The organism is Hydrogenophaga sp. 2FB (assembly GCF_005503365.1).
GTDB lineage: Bacteria > Pseudomonadota > Gammaproteobacteria > Burkholderiales > Burkholderiaceae_C > Hydrogenophaga.
The window spans coordinates 39,746-59,557 of the sequence record NZ_SCML01000029.1 but is presented as its reverse complement, the minus strand read 5'-3'; the positions used below and the strand labels follow the sequence as shown (position 1 = coordinate 59,557).

Sequence of the window (19,812 nt, the reverse complement as noted above, 5' to 3'; positions counted from 1 at the left end):
GCCACGCATCATCCGTTCCTCGAATGACCGACCCGATTTTTCCATGACCCGCAACCCACCGCTCGATGCCCCTGCCGCGCAGGCGCCCGCCACACAGCGCCCGCCGTTGCGCCTCAACGGCGCGCAGGCCTTGGTGCAGGTGCTGCTGGCCGAGGGCGTGGACACGGTGTTCGGCATCGTCGGCGGCAAGCTCTCGCCGCTGTTCCATGCGCTCAGCCGGGAGCCGCGCATCCGTTTCATCGGTGTGCGCCACGAAGCCGCCGGGCCGATGATGGCGGCCGCGCTGCACGCCGGCACCGGCAAGCTCGCGGTGGCCGTGGGCGAACTGGGGCCGGGCGGTCTGAACATGGCCTCGGGCCTGGGCGTGGCGTTCAACAACAACCTGCCGCTGCTGGCGATAACCACCAACCAGCACCGCGCCAGCGCCTACCCGCACAACGGCGTGTTCATGGACATGGACACGCGCGCGGTCACCGCGCCCCTGACCAAATGGAACGCCGTGGTGAACGACGGGCGCCGCATGCCCGAGCTGGCGCGGCGCGCGTTTCGCGAGGCGCTGAGCGGGAGGCCCGGCCCGGTGCACCTGGACATTCCACAGGACGTGCTGGGCGAGGTGCACGCCTTCGCGGCCGACGAGTTCGAGCTGGCGCCGCAGCGCTACCGCGCCACGCTGGGCCCGCGCCCGGCCGCCGCCCTGGTGGACGCGGCGGTGGCCTTGCTGCGTGGCGCGAAACGCCCGCTCATCGTGGGCGGGGGTGGCGTGGTGGCGGCCGGTGCGGCGGATGCGCTGCGCGCGCTCGCGCAGCGGTTGAACGCGCCAGTGGTGCCCACGCAGATGGCGCTGGGCGTGGTGCCGTCGGACAGCCCGTTTTTCATCGGCCACGGCGGCATCATCGCGGGCGAGGCGGTGAAAGTGGCCTTCGAGCGCGCCGACGTGATCGTCAGCATCGGTTGCCGCTGGTCTTCGTGGATGTGGGACGAGCGCGGCGCGCTGGCGCGGCGCCACCACCGGCTCATCAACATCAACGTCGACCCCTCCGCGCTCGGCGGTGCCGCGGTGCATGAGATCGCCATGCAGGCCGACGCGGGCGAGGCCTTGCGCGATCTGCTGGCCGCACTCGGCGACGAAGCGCCGCCGCACCGTTCGTGGTTGTCCGAGGTCCGCGCGGTGCGCGCGCGCTACGAACGCAAGCTGGCCGTGATGGCCGCCGACACCGAAGAAACCATGCACCCCGCCGCGCTGGCCAAGGCCGTGGGCGATGCCATGCCGCACGACGCGCTCGCGGTCTACGACGGCGGCCACACCACCTTCTGGAGCAACGACCTCACGCCCGTGCACGGTGTGCGCACGCGCTTCCACGAACCCGGCATGGCCCACCTCGGCTACGGCCTGCCGGCGGCGATCGCGCTGAAGTCGCAATTCCCGCACCAGACCGTGCTCAACATCACCGGCGACGGCGCGTTCGGCTTCACGCTCAACGAACTGGACACCGCGCGCCGCTACCGCCTGCCCGTCATCACCGTGGTCCACAACAACGCGGCCTGGGGCGTGATCCGCATGGGCCAGAAAGCGGGCCTGGATTTCGAGATGGCCACCGCGCTGGAAGACACCGACTACGCGGCCATCGCGCGCGGCTTCGGTTGCCACGGCGAGGTGGTCACGCGCGCCGGCGACATCGCCGCCGCCCTGCAGCGCGCGATCGACTCCGGCCTGCCCGCCGTGCTCGACTGCCGCACCCGGTTCCTTCCCCACCCCGCCGTGGGCCAATTCGTCAGCATGAACAAGTACGGCTTTCAGTCGCTGACCCGTGTCGAAACCCCCAAGGAGAAACTGTTGAACGACATCCGCATGCTGATCGGCGGCGAAAAAGCCGCCGCCGAATCGGGCAAGACTTTCGAGCGGCGCAACCCGCTGGACGGCCAGGTGGCCACGCGCGCACCGGCCGCCACGGAGCAGGACGCGGTGCGCGCGGTGGACGCTGCCGCTGCCGCCTTCCCCGCCTGGTCGGCCACCGGCCCGGGCGAGCGGCGCGCGCTGCTGCTCAAGGCCGCCACCGCGCTCGAAGCGCGCGCCGCGCAGTTCACCGCCGCCATGGCGGGTGAGACCGGCGCGGCCGCGCCCTGGGCCGGCTTCAACGTGCACCTGGCCGCCGGCATGCTGCAGGAAGCGGCGGCCATCACGACGCAGATCAGCGGCGAGGTGATCCCGTCCGACGTGCCTGGCAGCCTGGCCATGGGCCTGCGCGTGCCGGCCGGCGTGGTGCTGGGCATCGCACCGTGGAACGCGCCCGTCATCCTCGCCGTGCGCGCCATCGCCACACCGCTGGCCTGCGGCAACACCGTGGTGCTCAAAGGCTCCGAACTCTGCCCGGCCACGCACGGCCTGATCATCGACGCGCTGCACGACGCGGGCTTTCCACCCGGCGTGGTGAACTTCATCACCAACGCGCCGGCCGATGCGGCCACCGTGGTGGAAGCGATGGTGGCGCACCCGGCCGTGCGCCGCGTGAACTTCACCGGTTCCACCGGTGTGGGCAAACTGATCGCGCAGACCTGTGCGAAGCACCTCAAGCCGGTGGTGCTCGAACTGGGTGGCAAAGCGCCCTTCGTGGTGCTCGACGATGCGGATCTCGACGCGGCGGTGGACGGCGCGATCTTCGGCAGCTTCGCCAACTCGGGCCAGATCTGCATGTCGACCGAGCGCATCGTCGTCGACGACAGCGTGGCCGACGCCTTCGTCGCCAAGCTGGCCGCGCGCGCCGTGGGCCTGCCACTCGGTGACCCGCGCAAGGGACCGACCGTGCTCGGCTCGGTGGTCGACATGCGCACCGTCGAGCGTTGCAACGCGCTGATCGACGACGCGCTGGCCAAGGGCGCCACGCTGGTCTGCGGCGGCAAGGCCGAGAACACGCTGATGCCCGCGACCGTGCTCGACCACGTGACGCGCGAGATGAACATCTACCACGACGAGAGCTTCGGCCCGGTCAAACCGGTGGTGCGCGTGAACGGCGTGGACGCGGCCGTGGCCTGCGCGAACGACAACCCGTATGGCCTGTCGGCCGCGGTGTTCGGCCGCGATGCCGGGCGCGCGCTGCAGGTGGCGCAACGCATCGAGTCCGGCATCTGCCATGTCAACGGCCCGACCGTGCACGACGAAGCGCAGATGCCGTTTGGCGGCGTGAAGGCCTCGGGCTACGGGCGCTTCGGCGGCAAGGCCGGCATCGAGGCGTTCACCGAGTTGCGCTGGATCACCTTGCAGACCACGCCGCGCCACTACCCCTTCTGATCCACTTCAGTTCCACAACGAGTTAGGAGACAAGACATGCAACGCAGAACCCTTCTTCGCGGCGCGGCCCTCGGCGGCCTGGCCACCACGGGCTTGCCGGTGTGGGCGCAGGCGCCCGCCAACGCGACCCTGTGGTCGGGCTTCCCGGTCGGTGGCGGCCTGGGCGACCAGGTCGCGCGGCCGCTGATCGACCAACTGCGCGGCAAGTACCCGCAGCCCATCATTTACGACAGCAAGCCCGGCGCGGGTGGCCGCATCGCGGCCGAGTTCGTCAAGCGTTCCGCGCCCGACGGCAACACCCTGTTCGGCTGCCCGAGTTCGGTGATGACGCTGCACCCGCACGTCTTCAAGAAGCTGCCCTACGACACGCTGGCGGACTTCACGTGCATCGCCGGTCTGTGCACCTATACGGCGGTGTTCACCGCCGGCCCGGGCCTGCCGGCCGAGATCCGCACCGTGGCCGACTACCTGAAGTGGGCCAAGGCCAACCCGGGCCAGGCCAACTACGGCGTGCCGGCCACGGGCTCCTCGCTGCACCTGGCCGGCGCGATGCTGGGCAAACAATCCGGCGTGGACATGCAGGCCGTGCCGTACAAGGGCGGCGCGCCGCTGCTCACCGACCTGCGCGGTGGCCAGATCCCGGTCAGCTTCAACGTGGTGAGCGAGGTGCTGCCACACATCCGCTCGGGCAGCTTGCGCGCGCTCGCGGTCTCGGCGCCGACGCGCTGGAAGGCCCTGCCCGACACGCCCACGCTGACCGAACTCGGCTACAAGGACGTCGCCTTCGTCGACTGGCTCGGGTGGTACGGCCCGGCCGGCATGGACAAGGCCAAGGTGGCCGCGCTCAACGCGGCCGTGAACGACGCGCTGGCTGCGCCGGCGATGAAGGACGTGATCGACAAGAACGGCCTGGAGGTCATGCGGGTGTCGCCCGAAGGCCTGACCAAAGCCATCCGTGAGAATCACGCTTTCTGGGGCAACGTGGTGAAGGTCACCGGTTTCAAGCCGGAAGATTGACGCGACCCGCAACAACCCATCAACCCCCTCTCAACATGAACCTCACCCTCGACCAAGCCCAACACATCATCACCGCCGCTCTCGCGAAATCCCGCGAGATGGGTTACCAGCCCATGGGCATCGCCGTGCTCGACGCGTCGGGCAACCTGAAGGCCTTCGCCAGCGAAGACGGCGCGAGCATGTTCCGCTTTGACATTGCGCGGGCGAAGGCCTGGGGTGCGGTCGGCATGGGCGTGTCCAGCCGCACGCTGGGCGAACGCGCCAAGGGCAACCCGAACTTCTTCGTCTCGCTCGCCGCCACATCCGACGGCAAGTTCCTGCCGCAGACCGGTGCGGTGGTGATCAAGAACGCGCAAGGCCAACTGCTCGGCGCGGTGGGCGCCAGCGGCGGCACCGGCGATGAGGACGAGTTGATCTGCATGACCGGCGTGGCGGCGGCGGGTCTCGTCAGCGGCTGATCCCGTCGGCTGCGGCGTGGAACTGCAGGGGCCTGCGCGCCACTCAACTGTCAAAACGGCGCGTTGCCGTTCAACACGCGAGGTGGACATGCGCACCAACCCCAGTCCCGACTCCCCCGAAGGACCCAAGCGCCCCAATCCCTACATCGAGCAGAACGCGGCGAAGCGGCCGCGACAAGATCAGGTCGAGACGCTGAAGCAGTGGCTGGTGGCCGCGCGGGACCTGCACTTGCAGGACCACGCGGCAGTGGAAGACTTTCTCGGATTTGTCGCCACCGGCAAGCAATTCCCCCACGACCTCGCCACGGCGACGTTCGTGTTCAACGAACTGATCCGCTGTGAGGCGTATGCGGTGTTCGTGGATGTCTTCTCGGCGTACAACCAGATTCAGGAGTCGGCCGCGGAGGCCGACGGAACGCCCTTCAAGAGTTCATGGGTCCTCGAGTTGCCGGCCGATTGGAAGCCCACCTCCCCGCTCGAGATGATCGAGGCCCGACGAACAGGACCTGGCGAGTTACGCGACGCTGGCGGACGGCCTGGTGGCTTGCAAAACGCTCACGCACATCGGCATTTCAAGTGGACGGAAGGCCTGCCATCCAGGACAGCGGGCGAAGCCATGAGCGACTTCGTTCGCCTGGCCGGTGGCGATCTCGACATGGTCATGCCGTCGAGATCCCTGGCGACAGCGCTGGCGAGCCCGAACTTTCGCCTGGAGTCGCTGACGTTCCATGGACTCCCCTTCGCGCCCGGCATCCTGAACGCCCTCTTCGCGGCGCTCAAAGACAACAAGACGCTGAAGCACCTGGTCTTTCCAGGTGCTACATCGACCTGGCGTCGACCGTCATCCTGCTGGACGCCCTGAAGACGAACTCCACGCTGGAAACCATCCTGCTGCCCGACCAGTTCGACGACGACTACCTGCGCACCAGCGACGGCCGCGTCCACGGCTTCATGCACAACGACCCGGGCTCCGAAGACACCGAGGACCCACCGGAGGGTTTCGAGCTGTATTTTGGCAACGACGTCGATCAGGACGCCCGCACCCTGGCGTTCGAGACGTTCAACGCACTGAAGGACCACGCCAACGGGCTTTTTGAAGCGCTCGCCGCGCGCAATCGCCGCGCCCAAAACGTTGCCGCGACCGCATCGATGGCGTCTTCGCTGCAGGTCGCCAGCGATGTCAACGAGCGAGTTCTGAACGCGAAGAATGCCTACGGCGCGAACGCGCTGCTGTGGCAGGCGAACGAAAACGACGACGTCGACGCGATAAAGCGCTTGCTGGCCGAGGACGCCATCGACCACGGTGGTCTCGTGGAAGCGGCCGCACGGACGGCCGGCCGGCGCGTCCAAAGCTTTTGAGGCGGCAAGGAACGCGCGTTCCGGGGCGACCACCACGACCACGTCCACCGCGATAACCACAACAACCTCCACCACCAGTACCACGGCAACCACCAGCACGACCGGCACAACGGCCACCGACGTCGGACCCATGTTCATGGGTGGGATCGATCTGAGCCCCTTCGTGCCCGAGCCCGAGAACAGGAGCACGGGCACCCCTGGCAACGCGCCACTCTTCACGCCGGAAACCCCCAGCGAGCAGAAGCCGCCGCAGGGCTAGCAAGTGTCTAGCGCGGCATCACCGCGTTCGCCTCGCGCCGGTTGACCTCGTGGAACAGGCCCCGCAGCCAGCGGTGTCCCGGGTCGTTCTGCATGCGCCGGTGCCAGAACTGCTGCACCTCGATCACCGGAGGCTTGAACGGCAACGCAATGCGCTGGATCGGGATGTGCCGCTCCATCACGGTGGCAATGTCTTCCGGCACCGTGGCCACGAGATCGGTGCCCGGCAACAGCGCGAGCAGGCTCATGAAGTGCGAGAGTTCCAGCGTCACGTGGCGGCGCCAGCCCTTGGTGTCGAGGTAGCGGTCCAGCAGGTGTTCGCGGCCATCGGGCAGCACCACCACGTGGCGCGCGGCCAGGTATTGCTTCTGCGTCATGCGCGCCACACCCGGCCCCACGCGCGCGCAGGCGATGCAGGCGTAGGAGGTCTTGAACAGACCCTGCTGGAAGAACCCGGCTTTCTTCAGATCCGGGAAAAAGCCCACCGCCAGATCTGCGTCGCCCGAGGCCAGCGCTTCGGCGGCGGCCTCGCGCGGCTTGGCGATCGCGTGCAGCCGCACCGAGGGCGCTTCGTGCCGCAAGCGCCGCAACACGCCCGGCAGAAAAGCCACCTCACCAATGTCGGGCGTGAGCAGGGTGAAGCTGCGCTCGGCGCGCGCCGGATCAAAGCTGGCCTGCTGCAGGATCTCGTGGTTGATCGTCTCCACCACCCGGTGCACCACCGGGCCGAGTTCGAGCGCGCGCGGCGTCGGCTTCATCTGCGTGCCGGCGCGCACGAACAGCGCGTCGTCAAAGACCACGCGCAGCCGCGCCAGGGCCGCGCTGGTGGCCGGCTGGCTCAGGCCCAGGGCCTCCCCGGCACGGCCCACGCTGCGGTGGCGCGACAGCGCATCCAGCACCACGAGCAGGTTCAAGTCCACATTTCGGATATCCATGGCATGGATTCTATGAATTCACGTCATCGTCTGTACAGATGGGAGTAGCCTGCCTAGCATCCGGACTCGCATTCACCACCGACGGGGCCGCATGCACGGCGCCGCCACCTTCTGGAGACAAGTCCATGCAACGCCGTGATTTCGCCCGCGCAGCCGTGCTGCTTCCTTTCGCCAGTGCGCTGCACGCACAAACCCCGGCGTGGCCGCAGCGCCCGGTGAAGTTCATCCTCTCGCAACCCGCGGGCGCCGGCCCCGACATCCTGGCGCGTTACCTTGCCGACCAACTGGGCCGACTGTGGAACCAGTCGCTCGTGGTGGAGAACAAGCCCGGCGGACAGAACGTGATCGGCGCGCAAGCCGCCGCGCGCTCGCCGGCCGACGGCTACACCTTCTACTACGCGACCACCGCCGCGATGGTCACCAACGCCTTCACCTTCAAGGCCCTGCCCTACGACCCGGTGAAAGACTTCGTGCCGGTGCGCCTGGTGGGCCGCAGCCCGTTCGTGATCGCGGCCGCTGCGGGCTTCCCCGCCAAGGACCTGGCCGAAGCCCTCGCGCTGGCCAAGGCCAAGCCGGGCACGGTGTCGATCGCCACCGAAGGCCCCAAGACCTTCTCCGGCATGCTGGCCGACAGCGTCGCGGCCAAGGCCGGCGTGCAGCTCAACCATGTGCCATATACCAAGGCTCCCGAAGCGATCCAGGACGTGATCGGTGGTCGCGTGCCACTGGTCTGCCTGCCCGATGCCGCGCTCACCCCGTTCATCAAGAGCGGTCAGTTGAAGGCCCTGGCCATCAGCACGGCGCAGCGCCAGGCCGACATGCCCAACGTGCCCGCGCTCAGCGAAACCTTCCCCGGCTTCGAGTACACCGGCTGGAACGGCGTGTTCGCACCCGCCGGCACGCCGGCCGACGTGGTGGCGCGTTTGAACCGCGACATGGAAACGGTGCTGAGCCAGCCCGAGGTGGTGGCGCGCATGCAGCAGCTGGGTTCGTTGGCGGAGAAGAAGATGTCGGTCGCCGAGTTCGATGTCTTCATGCGCGGCGAGCACGCGCGCTGGCGCGAGGTCATCAAGACCCTGGGCATCACGGCGGAGTGAAGGCATGCCGTCCGTGATGCGCTGTGCCTGTGGCGGTGTCGACGTGCACTCGCACGTCGTGCCCGAGAACTTCCCGGCTTACATCGGCCGCACCGTGCCAGCCGACTGGCCGTCGATGGCGCCGGCGCAGGCCTGCCACCGCAGCGTGATGATCGCGGGCAAGAACTACCGCACCGTCGTCGACAAGTGCTGGGACGTGGCCAAGCGCCTGCAGGACCTGCCCGCCATGGGTCTGGACCTGCAGGTGGTCTCGCCCATGCCCGAGCTGCTCTCATACTGGATGGACGCGGCCGACGCGCAACAGCTGCTGCGCTACCTGAACGACCAGATCGCGGCGATGGTGGCCGAGAGCGGCGGCCATCTCGCGGGCCTGGGCGCCGTGCCGCTGCAGGACGTGGACCTTGCCATCCGCGAACTCGAGTACGTGGTGAAGACGCTGGGCTTTCCCGGCGTGGAAATCGGCAGCAACATCAACGGCGTGCCCGTGGGCGCCCCGCAGTTCGACCCGTTCTTCGAAGCCTGCGAGGCCCTGGACGCGGCGGTGTTCGTGCACGCGATCCGACCGGCTGGCATGGAGCGGCTGGTCGGTCCCGCGCCACTGCAACAGGTGCTGGGTTACCCGAGCGACGTGGGCCTGGCCGCCGCGTCCGTCATCACCAGCAACCTGCTGGTGCGCCGGCCCCAACTGCGCATCGCGTTCAGCCACGGCGGCGGCACGCTCGCCTCGTTGTTGCCGCGCCTGCAACAGGGCTGGGGCGTGTTCCCCGCACTGAAAGACACCGTGCTGGCATCCCCCACCGAGCAGGCACGCCGCCTGTTCTACGACACCCTGGTGTTCGACGCGCCCACGCTGCGCCACCTCGTGGCCAGTTTTGGCGAGACGCAGCTGATGGTCGGCACCGACTACCCGTTCAATTTCCACGACGCCACACCGGTGCAACGCATCGAATCCGCTGGCTTCGATGACGCCATCACCGCGCAGCTGGTGCAACACAACGCCGAGCGCTTCCTGAATCGGCACATGAAAGTGACCACCCCATGAGCTCCCCCTGGATCGAAGCCGTGCGCAGCGTCGCACTCAACGTCCCCGACCTGGCGCAGGCCGAAACCTTCTACACGCAGGTGTGGCGCCTGGACGTGGCGCACCGCAGCGACAACGCCATCTACCTGCGCGGCAGCGGCAGCGACCACCACCTGCTCGCGCTGTATGCGGGCGGCGAGGTGCCGCAGATCCGCCAGGTGACCTTGCGGGCGCGCAGCATCGAAGCACTGCACGCCGTGGCCGAGGCCGTGCCGCGCGCGGGGGGCACGGTCCTGTCGCCCATCGGCCCGCTCACGAAGAACCCCGCCGGTGGTACCGGCCTCACGCTGCTCGACCCGCACGGCCGCGTGTTCCAGGTGGTGCATGGCGACACGCGCGGCGAAGACCTCGGTCCGCAACGCGACAAGCCGGTTCGCCTGACGCACGTGGTGCTCAACAGCCACGCGGTGGACGACACGCAAGCCTTTCTCACACAGGCGTTCGGCTTCACCCTGGCCGACCGAACCATGGCCATCGCCTTCATGAATTGCAACCGCGACCACCACACGCTCGCGGTGGGCGTGGCCGACAACGACGCGCTCAACCACATCGCCTTCCTGATGCCCGATAGCGAGTCGGTGATGCGCGGCGGTGGCCGCATGAAGGACGCGGGCCATCCCATTCAATGGGGCCCCGGCCGCCACGGCCCGGGCGACAACCTCTTCAACTACTTCATCGACCCGTTCGGCATCGTCATCGAATACACCGCCGAGGTGGAGCAGGTCGACGAGACCTACCAGCCCCGCGGACCGGCCGACTGGAAGTGGCCACCCGGCCGCGTCGACCAGTGGGGCATCTCGGCCCCGCCCACCGCCACCTTGAAGGAAGCGCAACGCCGCGTGTTCTTCGTTCCCTCTCCTTGACTCCCGAAAGCAGAAGCACCATGCAATTCACCACCTACCTGCGCGATGGCGCACCCCGCCTGGCTGTCGTTGACGGCACCGACCTGATCGACCTGAACGACGCGCAAGCCCACGTGCCGTCCGATCTGTGCGCCGCCTTGAAAGCCGGCATCGACCTGGACGCGGCCGCGCGCGCCACCGTGGCGAGCGCCACCGCGCGCCAACCCCTGGCCGCCGCAAAGCTCGCCCCCCTGGTGCCCGAACCCGGCAAGATCGTGTGCCTGGGCCTGAACTACTTCGACCACGCCAAGGAAGGTGGACGCGACAAGCCCGACTACCCGTGGTTCTTCTTCCGCGGCGCCTCGTCGCTCATCGCGCACGGCGAGGCCGGCGTGGTGCCCAAGGTCTCGTCGAAGTTCGACTACGAGGCCGAACTCGCGGTGGTGATCGGCCGCCGCGTGCCGCGCCACACGAAGGAAGCCGACGCGCTTCAGTACGTGTTCGGCTACACCCCCTTCAACGACATGAGCGTGCGCGATTACCAGAAGCGCACGCCGCAATGGACCATCGGCAAGAACTTCGATAGCACGGGCGGCTTTGGCCCGGTGCTGGTCAGCGCCGACGAACTGCCACCGGGCGCGGTGGGCCTGAAGATCCAGGGCCGCCTCAACGGCCAGGTGATGCAGGACGCGAACACCAGCGACATGATCTTCAACGTGGCCGAAACCATCGCGCTGCTGGCCGAGGTGCTCACGCTGGAGCCGGGCGACGTGATCGTGATGGGCACGCCCGCGGGCGTGGGCCAGGCGCGCACGCCGCCGGTGTGGATGAAGGCCGGCGACACCTACGAGGTGGAGATCGAGCGCATCGGCACCTTGGTCAATCCCATCGTCAACGAACAGGCCTGATGACCATGCAGCAGCAGGTGTTCGATGTGGCGATCGTGGGCTGCGGCCCGTCGGGCGTGGTTGCCGCGGGCCTGCTCGGCCAGGCGGGACTGAGCGTCTACGTGTGCGATCGGCTCAAGGAGGTGTACGAGATCCCGCGCGCCATTGCGCTGGACCACGAGATCATGCGCGTGTTCCAGCAGCTCGGCGTGGCCGATGCGGTCGCGCCGTTCTGCGAGCCGTTCACGCCTTCCGAGTACTTCGGTGTGGATGGGCAGTTGATCCGCCGCATGACGATGGTCGCGCCGCCCTACCCGCAGGGCTACACGCCCTCGATGGTGTTCACCCAGCCCGCCGTGGAAAAGGTGCTGCGCGAGCGCGTGGCGCAGATGCCCAACGTGGTGATGGATCTCGGTGTGGAGATGACGGCCGTGTCGCAAGATGCCGAAGGCGTGAGCCTGTCGATCCGCGCCGGTGAAGACAAGAGCGTGCGCGCCCGCTACGCTATCGCTTGCGACGGTGGCTCCAGCACGGTGCGCACGCGACTCGACATGCCACTCGAAGACCTCGACTTCGACGAGCCCTGGCTGGTGGTGGACGTGCTGGTGAACGAGCGCGGGCTGGCCAAACTGCCCCCGGTGAGCGTGCAGTACTGCGAGCCCGAGCGGCCGTGCACGCTGGTGATCGGTCCGAAGAACCACCGCCGTTGGGAGATCTCGCTCAAGCCCGGCGAGGACCCGCGCGAGGTGGCGACCGATGACGCCACCTGGCGCTTGCTCTCGCGCTGGCTCACACCCGACGACGGCCAACTGTGGCGCCAGGCGAGCTACCGCTTCCACGCCCTGGTGGCGCAGGACTGGCGCAAGGGCCGCGTGTTCCTCGCGGGCGATGCCGCGCACATGCAGCCGCCGTTCCTCGGGCAGGGCATGTGCCAGGGCATTCGCGATGCGGCCAACCTGTCGTGGAAACTCGCCGCCGTGCTGCGCGGCGAGGTCGTGGGCGCGAGCGCCGAGCAACTGCTGGACAGCTACGGCATCGAACGCAAGGCCCACGTGCGCGAGCTCACCAGCCGCATCAAGCACGTGGGTGCGGTGATCTGCGAACGCGATCCGGCGAAGGCGCGCGAACGCGATGCATCGATGTTGGCGCAGTGCCATGGCGTGGTGAAGGACACGCCGCGCCAGGACATCCTGCCGCGCCTGGAAACGGGCTTGCTGGCACCACAAGACCATGCCGCGCGCGGCAGCCTGTTCCCGCAGCCCTGGCTGCTGAGCGCGCAAGGGCGCCAGCGCATGGACGCCATCGCGGGCAACGGCTGGCGGCTGGTGCTTGCGCCGGGCCAGGCTGTGCCCGCTTCCGGATTGCGCGTGGTGGCGCTGGGCACGCAGGATGCGCTGGAGACCGATGGCGTGGCGGAGAGCTGGTTTCAACGCCACCAATGCGTGGCGGCCATCGTGCGTCCGGACAACTACGTCTACGGGGTGGCGCGAGCGGCGGACGGGGTGCAGTCCCTGGTGAGGGAATGGATGGCAGAGCTGGGCGCGGTGGAGGTGTGTGCTGCGTGACGGCGCTGTGCGGGGAGAAGTCCTTCACCCCCTCTGAAACAGCGTTGGCACGCGCGAAATCTCGGCTTTGACATACCCCACCCAGGCGGCTACCTCCGCCGCACGATCCGCAAGGTCATCGGGTGCGAGCCCCAGATAAGCATCGCGCGCGCCGACCAACACGGGCTGCAAGTCGCTCGGTAAACGCCACAACGCCCACGCCGCCGCCACGTCCTTCGGCGCGATGCCACCCGTCACCACAGTGAACCAGATGCGCGCCAACGCCAGCACCACGTTGCGCTCGTCGCCCCGCCAGTCTTGCGCGCCGTTCCACTGCGCGATCGTGTCCAGCAGCGCCCTGTGAAAGTCAGCGCGCGGCACCGGCGCGAACAACTGGTCAGCCGGCACGCCCATCAGACACACGCTGTGTTGGCGCACCTCGGTCAGCAGGATCGCGAGATCGTGGTCCGGCACGGCCGGCTCGACCACACCGCGCAACAGGTCCTCACGCAGCCATTCGCCAAACTGCAGCTCACGCCGGGGCAGGTAGCGCCAGGGCAGCACATCGCCCTGCACCAGCACCGTCACCTCCAGCGCGCGCAAGGTGGCGCTGCTGCCGGGCCATGCGGACACCGACAACAGGTCCGTCATCAAGGCACGCCGCAGCGGTTCGGCCAGCGGCGCGTCCACGGTGGCCAGCAGGTCGATGTCGCTGTGCGGCTTCAGCCCACCGGCCACGGCGGAGCCGAAGAGATGCAGGGATTGCATGGCGCCAGAAAGGTGGCGCTCCAGCACGGTGCGGGCGCGGGCGAGCTGCGCCGCGATGTCGGCGGGTGGCCGCGTTCCCGGACCCGGGATGTCCGTCACAGCTTCGAAAAATCCGGCTTCCTGCGCTCCATGAACGCGCCGAACGCCTCCTTCGCCGCCGGCTCGCCCAGCATGCGGCCAAAGCTCGCGCCCTCCTCGGTCATCACCTCCAGCACCTGCTTGAGCTGCCCCTTCTTCATCAGACGCTTGGTCTCGACCAGTGCGCTGAGCGGCTTGGCCGCGAGCTTGCGCGCCACGGTCTGCGCGTAGCCGGCTGTTTCCATCGGCGGCAGCACGCGGTTGACCAGCCCGACTTCCAACGCCGCCTCGGCCATGAAGGGCTCGCCCAGCAACAGCGCCTCGGCGGCACGGTGGTAGCCCAGCATCTGCGGCACCAGAAGGCTCGACGCCGCTTCCGGGCACAGGCCCAGGTTCACGAAGGGCATAGAGAAGGCGGCGTTGTCGCCGGCATACACCAGGTCGCAATGGAACAGCATCGTCGTGCCCACGCCCACGGCCGGGCCGCACACGGCGGCGACCATCGGCTTGGGGAACTGCGCGATGCCGCGCAGGAAACGGAACACCGGCGAGTCCACCGTGGCAGGCGGGTTGTTGAGGAAGTCGCCGATGTCGTTGCCGGCGCTGAAGGTGGTTTCGTTGCCCTGGAACACCACGCAGCGCACGGCCGCATCGTCCTTCGCCGCATCCAGCGCGTCGGCCAACGCGCCGTACATGGCGGCGGTGATGGAGTTCTTCTTGTCGGGGCGGTTGAACGTGAGGGTGCAGACGCCGGCTTCGGTGTGGACGAGGATGTCGCTCATGGGGTGTCCCGTGTGGTGCAAAAAAGGAGGCTGCAAATTACCACGAAGCGGCGTGCTTTTCTGGAGCGGGCTGCCGGGGACATGACCACTCGGTGACAGCATGTTTCACCGCCACGGCGCCTTGGCCAGGCCCCTACACTGGCGGCTTTGCCGCGCCTCCCGCACGGCCCCATGCAGCCCCAGGTGCCTCCCATGCCGACCTTCCTGACCCATTGCGCGCCGCGCAGCCTGATCGCCGCGCTGTTCGCCGCCGCCCTGCTCGGCGCCCTGCCGTCCACGCACGCCCAGGCGGCGCCCGAGGCAGAGGCGCCCCCCGTGCCGCGCCCGCGCGTGGGCCTGGTGCTCTCGGGCGGTGGCGCGCGCGGCTTCGCGCACGTGGGCGTGCTCAAGGCGCTGGAGGCGGCGAAGGTGCCGGTGGACCTGATCGTGGGCACCTCCATGGGCGCGATCATCGGCGGGCTCTACGCCAGCGGCATGACGGCCGATGAGCTGGAGCGCGAGATCCTGTCCGTGCAATGGGGCGACCTGTTCGACCGCCGTGAACCGCGCCAGTTGCTCTCGCAGCGCCGCAAGGAAGAAGACTTCGAGCTCTCGCCGGTGCTGATGCTCGGCTTTCGCGACGGCGCGTTCGTGCTGCCCACGGGCGCGGTGTCCACCCGCTCGCTGGAAATGCTGCTGCGGCGCTACACGCTCTCCACCCGCCACCTGGCCACCTTCGACGGTCTGCCCACGCCGTTTCGCGCGGTGGCCACCGACATGGAGACCGGCAAGGCGGTGGTGATGGACCATGGCGACATGGCCGCCGCGCTGCGCGCGAGCATGTCGGTGCCGGGCGTGTTCTCGCCGCTGGAGGTGGACGGGCGCATCCTGGGCGATGGCGGGCTGGTGGACAACCTGCCGGTGGACGTGGCGCGCCGCATGGGTGCGGACGTGGTGATCGCGGTCAACATCGGCACACCGCTGGCCGGGCGCGAGACGCTGGGCAGCGTGGTCGGCATCACCACGCAGATGGTGAACATCCTCACCGAGCAGAACGTGCAGACCAGCATCGCCACGCTGACGACGAAAGACCTGCTGCTCGCGCCGCCGCTGGGCACGATCTCCTCGGCCGACTTCGGCAGGGCCCCCGAGCTCGTGAAGATCGGCAACGACTACGCCAGGACGGTGAGCGAAGCGCTCAAGCGCTTCGCCGTCGACGCGCCGCGCTACCAGCACTGGGCCGCCACGCGCGAGGCGCAGGTGCAGGCGAATGCGGAGCGCATCGGCATGGTGGCGTCGATCAAGTTCGAGGGCGTGAACGAAGCCCATGCCGCGCGACTGGCCACCGCGCTGGACACCGTGCAAGGCCACCCGCTGGACGTGCCCAAGCTCGAACGCGACCTGCAAACGCTCTCGGCCTCGGGCGACTACGAGCGCGTGGACTACAGCCTGGCGCGCCGCGGCGATGGCGCCGAAGACCTCACGGTGCACCTGCGCGAAAACACCTGGGGCCCCAACTACCTGCGCGTCGGCCTGGACCTGCGCACCGATTTCGAAGGCCAGGGTGCGTTCAACCTGCGCATCAGCCACAACCGCCACTGGCTCAACGACAGCGGCGCCGAATGGCGCAACCGCATCCAGTTGGGCGAAACGCTGGGACTCTATTCCGAGCTCTACCAGCCGCTGACCCTGCGCAGCGACAGCTTCGTTTCGGGGTACGTGGACGCGAGCCTGCGCCGCGTCGAGTTCTTCACCCCCGAGGGCGACATGGCGGCCCTGCTGCAACGCCAGGGTGTGCAGGTGGGCGTGGACGTGGGTTGGCCCATGGGCCTGCTGGGCAACGTGGGCGACATGCGCGTGGGCCTGGTGGCCGCGCGCCGCAAGGTCAAGCCCGAGCTCATCGCCGGCGTGTCGCCCGAGGACGCGCGCGGCTCGCTGGTGTGGAGCGAGCTGGGCGTGCGCGCCGCCGTGCTCGCCGACCAGCTCGACTACGCCAATTTCCCCTCGCGCGGTTACCGCGCCAAGGGCGAAATCGTGATGGGCCGCCGCTCCTTCCGCGACGAAGAAAACAGCGGCAGCTTCACGCGGCTGGAAGGCACCGCCACCGCCGTGAAGAGCTGGGGCCCGCACACGTTCAACGTCGGCGCGCGCGTCGCCTACGCGAGCCAGATTCCGATCGGCGCGCTGGACGAGTACGCGCTGGGCGGCTTCCAGCAGATGTCGGGCTACCGCGTGGGCCAGCTCGCCGGCAACTACCTGGTGTTCGGCCGCCTCACCTACTACCAGCGCCTGCCGTACAGCGTGGGCGTGGCGCGCGCCTTGTTCGTGGGCGGCTCGATCGAAGCCGGCAACGCCTGGGCGGCGCGGCGCGACATTTCGGTCAAGGACATGCGCGCCGGCTCCAGTCTGTTCGTGGGCGCGGACACCGGCATTGGCCCGCTGTACCTGAGCATCGTGAGCGCGCCGCGCGGCTACACCGGCTTGTACCTGTTCCTCGGCCGGCCTTGAGGTGGCGTCTATTCCTTGTAGTAGACGATCTGGTGCGTGGTGACCAGCAGCGCGCCGGCTTCGTTCCAGAGTTGCGCCGTCTGGTCGAAGAAGCCGTTGCGGTAGGCCTGTCCCTGCGCTTGCGCGAGCAGCCAGCCGGTGCCGGTGGCGGCGTGTTCGGCCGAACCGGCGTGAAAGTACACCGTCATTGACACAGTTCCCGTGGGCACGGGCTTGGCGCGGCGCAGCCAGATGCGCGGGTAGAACACATCGGCCAGCGCGGTGAGGCTGCAGAAGTCGAGCGGGCGCTCGGGTTCGTCGCGCACCCACATCCGGAGCAGGCTGGTGTCGCCTTGCCCGTCCCACACCGTGGGCAAGCCGCCGGTGATGGAGTGCATGGCGTAGCGCTGCACCCATGCGACCGACCTGGGCATCTTCGCGCGCGGCACGTCACTGGGCAGGGGCACGGCGGGCATGGGCACTTCGTCCACGCTCCAGGTCTCGCGTCGCACGGCGGTCACGGCGGTAGCGGTGAGCACGGTGGATGCATCGCCATTTGCATCGGGCTGCGTGATCTCCAGCGTCCAGTGCTGTGTGGACCGGTTGGTGCGCACCGGCCGCGCTGCCACGGTGAAGCCACCGTCGGCCAAGGCGGCAGCGTAGTTCACGGTGAGCGAGATCGGTTCGCCCAGCCGATCGGGATGCCGCATCAAGGCTTGCATCACGGTCGCGGCGGTGATGCCCCCAAACGGGCCCACCATGTTGGCGTAGTCGGGCGACGTGGTGCCGCTGTAGCGTCCGTTGTCGAGCACCTGCAGCGCGACGGCCTGGTCCAGAAAATGTGTCGTCATGCCGCCAGTTTGCAGGATGCGGGCGCAACGCCCCGTCGTGATCGCGACACGTTGCGGGCGCTCCAGGTGTTCCGAACTGGAATACCTCCCTGGAGGATAAAAAGCCATGCGCGTCTCGCACCCCCGCCGCACACCGCATGCGAAAACCAACCGGCCCCGGTGACCGGCAGACAGCCGCACATTCAGTGACAGGAATGAGAGCGTGCTCCCCACCACATCCCGGATCCAGGCCAATCCCGTCGCCCTCCAGCCGCAGCCTCATGCATCCAGTGATGCGCAGAAGATGGCCTTGCTGAAGCAGCTGGGGTCTCGGTGACAACCAAGCCACGTGGCTGCGCGAACCCACCCGAAGACGGTGGAGGCCACCCGCGACAACGGCTTCCTCAAAATCGCCAACGTGTTGGCGCGCTCCTGAGCGCCGCGTCAGACCCGCTCGAAGATCCCGGCCGCGCCCTGCCCCATGCCGACGCACATGGTGACCATGCCGTACTTCTTGTTGTGGCGCTTGAGCGCATGCACCACAGTGGCGGCGCGGATGGCGCCGGTGGCACCCAGCGGGTGGCCCAGCGCGATCGCACCACCCATGGGGTTGACCTTGCTCGGGTCCAGGCCCAGGGTGTTGATGACAGCGAGCGACTGCGCGGCGAAGGCTTCGTTGAGTTCGATCCAGTCGATCTGGTCCTGCGTGAGGCCAGCGTATTTGAGAGCCGCAGGAATCGCTTCGATCGGGCCGATGCCCATGAGGTGCGGCGGCACGCCGCGCGAGGCGTAGCTGACAAAGCGCGCCAGGGGTGTCAGGCCAAAGCGCTTCACGGCCGCTTCGCTGGCGAGGATGAGCGCGCCGGCGCCGTCACTGGTTTGTGAGCTGTTGCCGGCGGTGACCGAGCCACGCGCGGCGAACACGGTGCGCAGCTTGGCCAGGCCTTCGATGGAGGTGTCGGGCCGCGCGCCTTCGTCCAGGCTCACGGTGCGGGTGGTGGTGGCGACGTCGGCGCTTTCCAGGTCCACGCTGCGCTCGGTCACTTCCACCGGCGTGATCTCGTCGGTGAACTCGCCGTTCTTCATGGCGAGCAGGGCGCGCTGGTGCGACTGCAGCGCGAAGGCGTCTTGCGCCTCGCGCGAGACTTTCCATTTCTGGGCGACCTTCTCGGCGGTGAGGCCCATGCCGTAGGCGATGCCGTAGCTCTCGACGTCGTCGGTGTTCCTGAAGATGGTGGGCGAGAGGCTGGGCGAGTTGCCCATCATGGGCACCATGCTCATGCTCTCGGTGCCGGCGGCGATCATCACGTCGGCCTCGCCCACGCGGATGCGGTCGGCCGCCATCTGCACGGCGGAGAGTCCGGAGGCGCAGAAGCGGTTGACGGTGATGCCACCCACGCTGTTGGGCAGACCGGCGAGGATGGCGCCGATGCGCGCCACGTTCAGGCCCTGCTGGGCTTCGGGAATGGCGCAGCCGCAGATCACGTCTTCAATCGCCTTCGGGTCCAGGCCAGGGGCCTGTGCAAGGGCAGAGCGCAGCGCGAGGGCGAGCATGTCGTCCGGGCGCAGGTGCTTGAAGGAGCCCTTGTGCGAACGGCCGATGGGCGTGCGGGTGGCGGCGACGATGTAGGCGTCCTGAATTTGTTTGCTCATGGTGGTTCCTAGGTGTCTTGCCCCTTCCCCCTCTGGGGGAAGGCTGGGATGGGGGCAACGCCCGCCAACGTATGGAGTTGATGAAGGATGGCGCTCAGAACACCATCAAGGTTGTGAAACGGTGCGTTCGATGGAAACCTCAGCACGACAAAACCTCGTGCTTTGAAAAACGCATCGCGGGACAGGTCGTAGGCCAGGTTGTCGGCGTGCTGCGAACCATCCAGCTCAACGATGACCTGGGGATCGAGGCGGGCGAAGTCGGCGATGTAGGGGCCTTGTGGGTGCTGGCGGCGGAACTTGAATCCCGACTGATCACCTCGCAGCCCCGACCAGAACTTGCGCTCGGCGTCGGTCATGTCCCGGCGCAGGATGCGGGCGTTGACTTTGGCTTTGAGGGTGGCTTGGTGTTGCATGGTGTGTTGGTAAGAGGGCACCCCCCATCCCTACCTTCCCCCAGAGGGGGAAGGGGTC

At 68.3% G+C, this 19,812-nt stretch carries 18 protein-coding genes and 1 pseudogene; 13 read left to right on the top strand and 6 right to left on the bottom strand.

The genetic code is table 11. The features are described 5' to 3' along the window. Positions 1-43 precede the first annotated feature (43 nt). The 7 genes and pseudogenes from FFS09_RS17640 to FFS09_RS31425 all read left to right on the top strand — a co-directional run. Positions 44-1,720: pseudogene (locus tag FFS09_RS17640) on the top strand (thiamine pyrophosphate-binding protein); the annotation flags it as partial. A 114-nt stretch (positions 1,721-1,834) separates the two neighbouring features. Continuing rightward, positions 1,835-3,286 (top strand): aldehyde dehydrogenase, encoded by a 1,452-nt coding sequence (locus FFS09_RS17635; RefSeq protein ID WP_137920231.1) that lies wholly within the window; start codon positions 1,835-1,837, stop codon positions 3,284-3,286. 36 nt (positions 3,287-3,322) lie between these two features. Further along, a complete protein-coding gene (locus tag FFS09_RS17630; protein WP_137920205.1) occupies positions 3,323-4,303 on the top strand; it encodes a Bug family tripartite tricarboxylate transporter substrate binding protein in 981 nt (326 codons plus the stop codon). Between the two features lie 35 nt (positions 4,304-4,338). Beyond that, entirely contained in the window at positions 4,339-4,761 is a 423-nt protein-coding gene (locus FFS09_RS17625; protein ID WP_137920204.1) for a GlcG/HbpS family heme-binding protein, read from the top strand. An 88-nt stretch (positions 4,762-4,849) separates the two neighbouring features. Then, a complete protein-coding gene (locus tag FFS09_RS17620) occupies positions 4,850-5,623 on the top strand; it encodes a hypothetical protein (RefSeq protein WP_137920203.1) in 774 nt (257 codons plus the stop codon). 89 nt (positions 5,624-5,712) lie between these two features. Beyond that, complete coding sequence (locus FFS09_RS17615; protein WP_137920202.1) at positions 5,713-6,120, top strand: hypothetical protein; 408 nt, start codon at positions 5,713-5,715, stop codon at positions 6,118-6,120. A gap of 136 nt (positions 6,121-6,256) precedes the next feature. Next, on the top strand, positions 6,257-6,379 hold the full coding sequence (locus FFS09_RS31425) for a hypothetical protein (RefSeq protein ID WP_289509310.1): 123 nt from the start codon (positions 6,257-6,259) through the stop codon (positions 6,377-6,379). A 7-nt stretch (positions 6,380-6,386) separates the two neighbouring features. On the opposite strand, the gene FFS09_RS17605 is transcribed toward FFS09_RS31425, so the two are convergent. After that, the gene (locus FFS09_RS17605; RefSeq protein WP_137920201.1) at positions 6,387-7,313 is read right to left on the bottom strand and encodes a LysR family transcriptional regulator; all 927 of its coding nucleotides are present in this window, start codon (positions 7,311-7,313) and stop codon (positions 6,387-6,389) included. A gap of 125 nt (positions 7,314-7,438) precedes the next feature. On the opposite strand from FFS09_RS17605, the gene FFS09_RS17600 reads away from it, so the two are divergent. Genes FFS09_RS17600 through FFS09_RS17580 form a run of 5 tightly spaced genes read left to right on the top strand, consistent with a single transcriptional unit; the run spans position 7,439 to position 12,785 of the window. Beyond that, on the top strand, positions 7,439-8,410 hold the full coding sequence (locus tag FFS09_RS17600) for a Bug family tripartite tricarboxylate transporter substrate binding protein (protein WP_171020083.1): 972 nt from the start codon (positions 7,439-7,441) through the stop codon (positions 8,408-8,410). Positions 8,411-8,414: 4 nt separating this feature from the next. Beyond that, complete coding sequence (locus tag FFS09_RS17595) at positions 8,415-9,452, top strand: amidohydrolase family protein (RefSeq protein WP_137920199.1); 1,038 nt, start codon at positions 8,415-8,417, stop codon at positions 9,450-9,452. Further along, positions 9,449-10,354 (top strand): VOC family protein, encoded by a 906-nt coding sequence (locus FFS09_RS17590; RefSeq protein WP_137920198.1) that lies wholly within the window; start codon positions 9,449-9,451, stop codon positions 10,352-10,354. Before FFS09_RS17595 ends, FFS09_RS17590 begins: the two co-directional genes overlap by 4 nt. A gap of 20 nt (positions 10,355-10,374) precedes the next feature. Beyond that, the gene (locus tag FFS09_RS17585) at positions 10,375-11,241 is read left to right on the top strand and encodes a fumarylacetoacetate hydrolase family protein (RefSeq protein ID WP_137920197.1); all 867 of its coding nucleotides are present in this window, start codon (positions 10,375-10,377) and stop codon (positions 11,239-11,241) included. Further along, positions 11,241-12,785, top strand: coding sequence for a bifunctional 3-(3-hydroxy-phenyl)propionate/3-hydroxycinnamic acid hydroxylase (locus tag FFS09_RS17580; protein ID WP_137920196.1), 1,545 nt, complete (start codon positions 11,241-11,243; stop codon positions 12,783-12,785). The genes FFS09_RS17585 and FFS09_RS17580 overlap by 1 nt, the downstream gene beginning before the upstream one ends. A 24-nt stretch (positions 12,786-12,809) precedes the next feature. On the opposite strand, the gene FFS09_RS17575 is transcribed toward FFS09_RS17580, so the two are convergent. Then, positions 12,810-13,622 carry an AadA family aminoglycoside 3''-O-nucleotidyltransferase gene (locus tag FFS09_RS17575; RefSeq protein WP_137920230.1) on the bottom strand — a complete coding sequence of 271 codons (813 nt, stop codon included), beginning with the start codon at positions 13,620-13,622 and terminating at the stop codon, positions 12,810-12,812. A 5-nt stretch (positions 13,623-13,627) separates the two neighbouring features. Next, positions 13,628-14,392: an enoyl-CoA hydratase gene (locus FFS09_RS17570; RefSeq protein WP_137920195.1), complete on the bottom strand. Its 765-nt coding sequence runs from the start codon at positions 14,390-14,392 to the stop codon at positions 13,628-13,630. A gap of 192 nt (positions 14,393-14,584) precedes the next feature. Here FFS09_RS17570 and FFS09_RS17565 point away from each other — a divergent pair, with 192 nt between their 5' ends. Beyond that, positions 14,585-16,879, top strand: coding sequence for a patatin-like phospholipase family protein (locus tag FFS09_RS17565; protein ID WP_137920194.1), 2,295 nt, complete (start codon positions 14,585-14,587; stop codon positions 16,877-16,879). 8 nt (positions 16,880-16,887) lie between these two features. On the opposite strand, the gene FFS09_RS17560 is transcribed toward FFS09_RS17565, so the two are convergent. The 3 genes from FFS09_RS17560 to FFS09_RS17550 all read right to left on the bottom strand — a co-directional run bounded on the left by FFS09_RS17560 (position 16,888) and on the right by FFS09_RS17550 (position 19,754). Then, a complete protein-coding gene (locus FFS09_RS17560) occupies positions 16,888-17,709 on the bottom strand; it encodes an acyl-CoA thioesterase (RefSeq protein WP_137920193.1) in 822 nt (273 codons plus the stop codon). A gap of 423 nt (positions 17,710-18,132) precedes the next feature. Next, the gene (locus FFS09_RS17555) at positions 18,133-19,341 is read right to left on the bottom strand and encodes an acetyl-CoA C-acyltransferase (RefSeq protein WP_137920192.1); all 1,209 of its coding nucleotides are present in this window, start codon (positions 19,339-19,341) and stop codon (positions 18,133-18,135) included. A gap of 8 nt (positions 19,342-19,349) precedes the next feature. Beyond that, entirely contained in the window at positions 19,350-19,754 is a 405-nt protein-coding gene (locus FFS09_RS17550; RefSeq protein WP_137920191.1) for an endonuclease domain-containing protein, read from the bottom strand. Positions 19,755-19,812 lie beyond the last annotated feature (58 nt).